Consider the following 4,968-nt stretch of genomic DNA (forward strand, 5'->3'; position numbering starts at 1 on the left):
GCTTGAGCACCGGGGGCCCGGCCTCTGCGGTGTCGGCGGCCCAGTCGGCCAACGCGCTGCGCCCGGCGTCGGTGATGGCGTAGCGGCGCTTCGCCCGCGCCTCCTCGGGTCCCGAGCGCACGGAGGCCGCGTAGCCCAGCTCCTCCAGACGGCGCAGCTCGGCGTAGATCTGGCTGACCGCCGGTGACCAGTAGAAGAAGCGGAGGGAGGAGTCCGCCCACTTCTTCAGCTCGTAGCCGGTCCGCCCGCCCGGGAAGGAGAGCAGGCCCAGCACGGCCCATCCGGTCGGCGGCAACTCTTGCTTCTTCGACTCATGACTACTAGTCATATTTCGAATTGAAGTAAGACCGGGTACGCGACGCAATCCTGGAGGCACAGTGAAATTCTCCGTGATCTTCGAAGCTCAGCTTGCCGACCCGACGGCGGAACGGGAGCACCAGCTCATCCGTGACTGCGTCGAGCAGGCCGTGCTCGCCGAACGCATGGGATTCGACCGGATCTGGGCGGTCGAGCACCACTCGCTCAAGTGGTACGCCCACATGAGTGCCCCCGAGATCTTCCTGACCTGGGTCGCGGCCAGGACGGACACCATACGCATCGGTCACGGCGTCGTGTGCATGCCCTTCAACTTCAACCACCCGGTTCGGGTCGCCGAGCGGGCCGCCATGCTCGACCTGCTCTCGGGAGGGCGCCTCGACCTGGGGGCCGGGCGCGGTGGCACCGAGCAGGAGACCTCCCTGTGCGGGGTGGACCGGAACCGCACCACGGCCGAGGTCGAGGAGGCCCTGCGGATCATCGGCAGCGCCTGGCAGGAGGAGGAGCTGGAGTACCACGGGGAGCTGATCGACATCGACCCGCACCCGATCCTGCCGAGGCCGGTGCAGACCCCGCATCCGCCACTGTTCCTGGCGTGCAGCCGGGGCGAGACCCTGGTCCAGGCGGCCGAGCTGGGGATCGGGGCGCTGGTGATGGGCTTCGCCGGTCCCGAGTCCATCGCGGGGATGCGCTCCCTCTACGACGCGGCGATCGCCGGGCGGGACGGCAGCCGCTTCGTGTCCACGGCGGTCAACGACCACTTCTCCGTGCTCTGCCCGACCATCGTGCTCGACGACCGGGAGGAGGCGCGCCGGATCGGCACCCGGGGGCAGCGGTTCTTCGCCCAGTCCATCGGCCACTGGTACGGCGGGGCCGGTGTCCCGGACGAGGCCGTGGTCGCGGGCGTCGACGAGGCCGCGCAGATGCGCAGGGCCGCCGAGCAGGTGGTGGCCCGGCTGCACGAGCTGGACATCCCCGTCCGGCCGACCTCCACGGCCACTTTCGACGCCGACCACGCCTATGGGACCGCCGACGACGCGATCGCGTACGTGGAGCGGCTGAGGGAGGCGGGCGCCGACGAGATCATGTGCCTGATCCAGATGGGCACGGTGGGGCAGGAAGCCTGCCTGGAGACCCTGAGGCAATGGGGCGAAAAGGTCATTCCATACTTCCGGGGCGTGTGATCTGCGCCTCTGCCGCCCGCCGGCTCCCACCCGCCCCGGCCCGGCCCGCGGGCGGCCGCCGGCTGGGAAGCCTTGGCGCGACTGGGCGGAGTCGTCGATTCCGCAGCGACCGACGGGAAGACTTCCGGTGAAATGGGGGGTGACGCAGGATAATTTCCGGAGTTCCCTCTTGAGGGGGAGAGGCCCGCGCGCATACTCTGCCCATACGTGAGGTTCTCCTGTGGAGGAAGTGACATGACGGAAACTCTTGTGCCCGGAATCGGCGGCGCCGTGATAACCGCCGAGGCGCGGGTGGTCGACCACCCCGCGTGGCCCGAGCTCAAGGCCGCCGTGGAGGAGATCCGGCCCTGGCAGGCCAAGGACGGCTCCATCGACTTCGAGGTCGAGGGCGCGCACGGCCGTGCCACCGTCCTGGCCGCGGTGGAACGCGTGATCACGGCGGTGGAGACGCTTTCGCCGCTGCTCCCGCACGGTGCCGCGTACCACCGGGCCCTCGTCGCCGACCTGCGCAAATGGGCCGCGGACGACTTCAAGGTGCCGGACTTCCTCGACTCCCTGCTGGCCTTCCACCCGGCCGCCGAGCGCGCCGACGGGCTGCAGCACCTCGTCGTCTTCCCCATGTACACCCAGAACGGCAACCTGGACCGCAACCTGGAAGCCGTCGTGCTCAAGATGGTGTGGCCCGAGTGGCTCGCCGAGCTGGAGCGCACCCGGTACGACAACCCGCTCTTCCTCGGCATCACCTTCGAGGACTTCACGCCGGGCTACGACACCCACTCCGCCGTGCTCTTCCCCGAGACCATCGCCGTGCGCGAGGCCCCCGAGCGCTTCACCTGGGGCGGCATCTTCTGCGACCGCGAGGCCGCCCGCTACCGCAAGGTGACCGAGGCCGCCGTCGACATCCTGGGCATCGACCTGCCCGAGGACATCGCCCGCATGGTCGAGGACCAGGAGCGCTGCGAGAAGGCGTTCGTCCTGTGGGACATGGTCCACGACCGCACCCACAGCCACGGCGACCTGCCGTTCGACCCCTTCATGATCAAGCAGCGCCAGCCGTTCTGGATGTACGGCCTGGAGGAGCTGCGCTGCGACCTGACCGCCTTCAAGGAGGCCGTGAAGCTGGAGTCCGAGGGTAACGAGCACGGCCGCGACGTGCAGTACGCCGTCCTCTTCGACCGGATGTTCCGTTTCCCGGTCTCCGGCGACCGCAACCGCAACTACGACGGTCTCGGTGGCCAGCTGCTCTTCGCCTACCTCCACAAGCACGACGTCGTGCGCTGGACGGACAACAAGCTGAAGATCGACTGGGTGCGCGCCCCGCAGGTCACCAACCAGCTGTGCGCCGAGATCGAGGACCTGTACCGGGCCGGCATCGACCGCCCGAAGCTCGTCCACTGGTTCAAGGCGTACGAGCTGGTCTCCACCTACCTCGCCCCGCACCCGGGTTCCAAGTGGGCCAAGGGCCCCGACGCCCTGGACCTGACGCAGCCGCCGCGCAAGCTCGTGGACGACGTGCTTCCGGACGAGTTTCCGCTCAGCATGTTCTTTGAGGCTCTCGCCAAGAAGCTCAAGGGAACGATCGCCTCGACCAAGGGCATCACGGCCCTGAACGCAGAGCAGGCCGAGCGAGTCGCCGCGTGAGCACTCGCCCACAGGAGGCTGCACAGATGAACGGCTCCGGGAACGGCAACGGAAAGCTGCACGGAGCGGTGGTGGCGGTGGCCGGGGCCGGCGGGCCCGCCGGCCGCGCCACCCTGCTCCGCCTCGCCGAGGCGGGCGCGGTGGTCATCGCGTCCGACGCCGATGCGGCGCGGCTCGCGGATGCCGTGGACGCGGCACGCTACGCCCACGGTGGCGCCACCATCACCGGTGACACCGTGGACCTGCTCGACCTGGACGCCACCAAGGCCTGGGCCGAGCAGACCGAGAAGGAGTTCGGCCGGATCGACGGCCTGGTCCACCTCGTCGGCGGCTGGCGCGGCAGCAAGACCTTCACCGACACCGACCTCGCGGACTGGACCTTCCTGGAGAAGCTCCTCATCCGCACGGTCCAGCACACCTCGCTCGCCTTCCACGACGGCCTGCTGCGCAGCGACCGCGGCCGCTACGTGCTGATCAGCCAGTCCGGGGCGCACAAGCCGGTCGCCAACAACGCCGCGTACAACGCGGGCAAGGCGGCGGCCGAGGCCTGGACCCTGGCCATGGCGGACTCGTTCCGCAAGGCCGGGGGTGACGAGGGCCCCGGCGCGGCAGCTGCGATCCTGGTCATCAAGGCACTGGTGCACGAGGCGATGCGCGCCGAGCGACCCAGTGCGAAGTTCGCGGGCTTCACCGACGTGACGGAGCTGGCCGAGGCCATCGCCGGCGTCTGGGAGCGGTCCGCCATCGATGTGAACGGACAGCGTCTGTGGCTCACCCCGCAACCGTGAGAACCGAGGCAGGCAAGACCGACGCCCGGCGTCACCACGACCCGGCGGTGCGAGGTTTCGCGAGCGACAACTACGCGGGAGTGCATCCGGAGGTCCTGGCCGCCGTCGCGCTCGCCAACGGCGGTCACCAGGTCGCCTACGGCGAGGACGACTACACCGAACACCTGCAGAAGGTCATCCGCAGCCACTTCGGGCCGTACGCGGAAGCCTTCCCGGTCTTCAACGGCACCGGCGCGAACGTCACCGCCCTCCAGGCGATGACGGACCGCTGGGGCGCCGTGATCTGCGCCAAGAGCGCCCACATCAACGTGGACGAGGGCGGCGCGCCGGAGCGGATGGCGGGTCTCAAGCTGCTCGCCGTACCGACCCCGGACGGCAAGCTCACCCCCGAGCTGATCGACCAGGAGGCCTGGGGCTTCGAGGACGAGCACCGGGCGATGCCGCAGGTCGTGTCGATCACCCAGAACACCGAGCTGGGCACGGTCTACACCCCGGACGAGATCCGGGCGATCTGCGAGCACGCCCACGGGCTCGGCATGAAGGTCCACCTCGACGGTGCCCGGATAGCCAACGCCGCGGCCTCCCTCGACGTACCGATGCGCGCCTTCACGAACGCGGTGGGCGTGGACGTGCTGTCGTACGGCGGCACCAAGAACGGCATGATGTTCGGCGAGGCCGTGGTGGTGCTCAACCCGGACGCGGTCCGGCAGATGAAGCACATCCGCAAGATGTCGATGCAGCTCGCCTCCAAGATGCGCTTCGTGTCGGTACAGCTGGAGGCCCTGCTCGCCAAGGACCTGTGGCTGCGCAACGCCCGGCACGCCAACGGGATGGCGCAGCGGCTGGCCGCCGGCGTGCGCGAGACGGACGGCGTGGAGATCCTCTACCCGGTGCAGGCGAACGCGGTGTTCGCGCGGCTGCCCCACGACGTCTCGCGGCGGCTGCAGAAGCGTTTCCGCTTCTACTTCTGGGACGAGGCCGCGGGCGACGTCCGCTGGATGTGCGGTTTCGACACCCAGGAAGAGGACGTGGACGGCTTC

Annotated in this window: 5 protein-coding genes; 4 read left to right on the forward strand and 1 reads right to left on the reverse strand. The window is 69.4% G+C overall.

Annotation, left to right across the window (positions count from 1 at the left end):
* Positions 1–328, reverse strand: a 328-nt coding sequence (locus ACWGIU_RS26740) for a PadR family transcriptional regulator (RefSeq protein WP_453709878.1), incomplete at its 3' end; no start/stop codon positions are given.
* Between the two features lie 49 nt (positions 329–377).
* Here ACWGIU_RS26740 and ACWGIU_RS26745 point away from each other — a divergent pair.
* From ACWGIU_RS26745 to ACWGIU_RS26760, 4 genes are all read left to right on the forward strand, one after another.
* The gene (locus tag ACWGIU_RS26745) at positions 378–1,499 is read left to right on the forward strand and encodes an LLM class flavin-dependent oxidoreductase (RefSeq protein ID WP_453709880.1); all 1,122 of its coding nucleotides are present in this window, start codon (positions 378–380) and stop codon (positions 1,497–1,499) included.
* Between the two features lie 234 nt (positions 1,500–1,733).
* Positions 1,734–3,140: a DUF6421 family protein gene (locus tag ACWGIU_RS26750; protein ID WP_453709882.1), complete on the forward strand. Its 1,407-nt coding sequence runs from the start codon at positions 1,734–1,736 to the stop codon at positions 3,138–3,140.
* Between the two features lie 26 nt (positions 3,141–3,166).
* On the forward strand, positions 3,167–3,928 hold the full coding sequence (locus tag ACWGIU_RS26755) for an SDR family NAD(P)-dependent oxidoreductase (RefSeq protein WP_453709884.1): 762 nt from the start codon (positions 3,167–3,169) through the stop codon (positions 3,926–3,928).
* Positions 3,907–4,968, forward strand: a 1,062-nt coding sequence (locus tag ACWGIU_RS26760; RefSeq protein ID WP_453709886.1) for a threonine aldolase family protein, incomplete at its 3' end; no start/stop codon positions are given. The genes ACWGIU_RS26755 and ACWGIU_RS26760, both read left to right, overlap by 22 nt.

The sequence above is a fragment of the Streptomyces sp. NPDC054840 genome, assembly GCF_053611065.1.

Excerpts from the sequence above, each read along its gene's own strand:
- ACWGIU_RS26750 (WP_453709882.1), top strand. The coding sequence starts at position 1,734 with ATGACGGAAACTCTTGTGCCCGGAATCGGCGGCGCCGTGATAACCGCC.
- ACWGIU_RS26755 (WP_453709884.1), top strand. The coding sequence starts at position 3,167 with ATGAACGGCTCCGGGAACGGCAACGGAAAGCTGCACGGAGCGGTGGTG.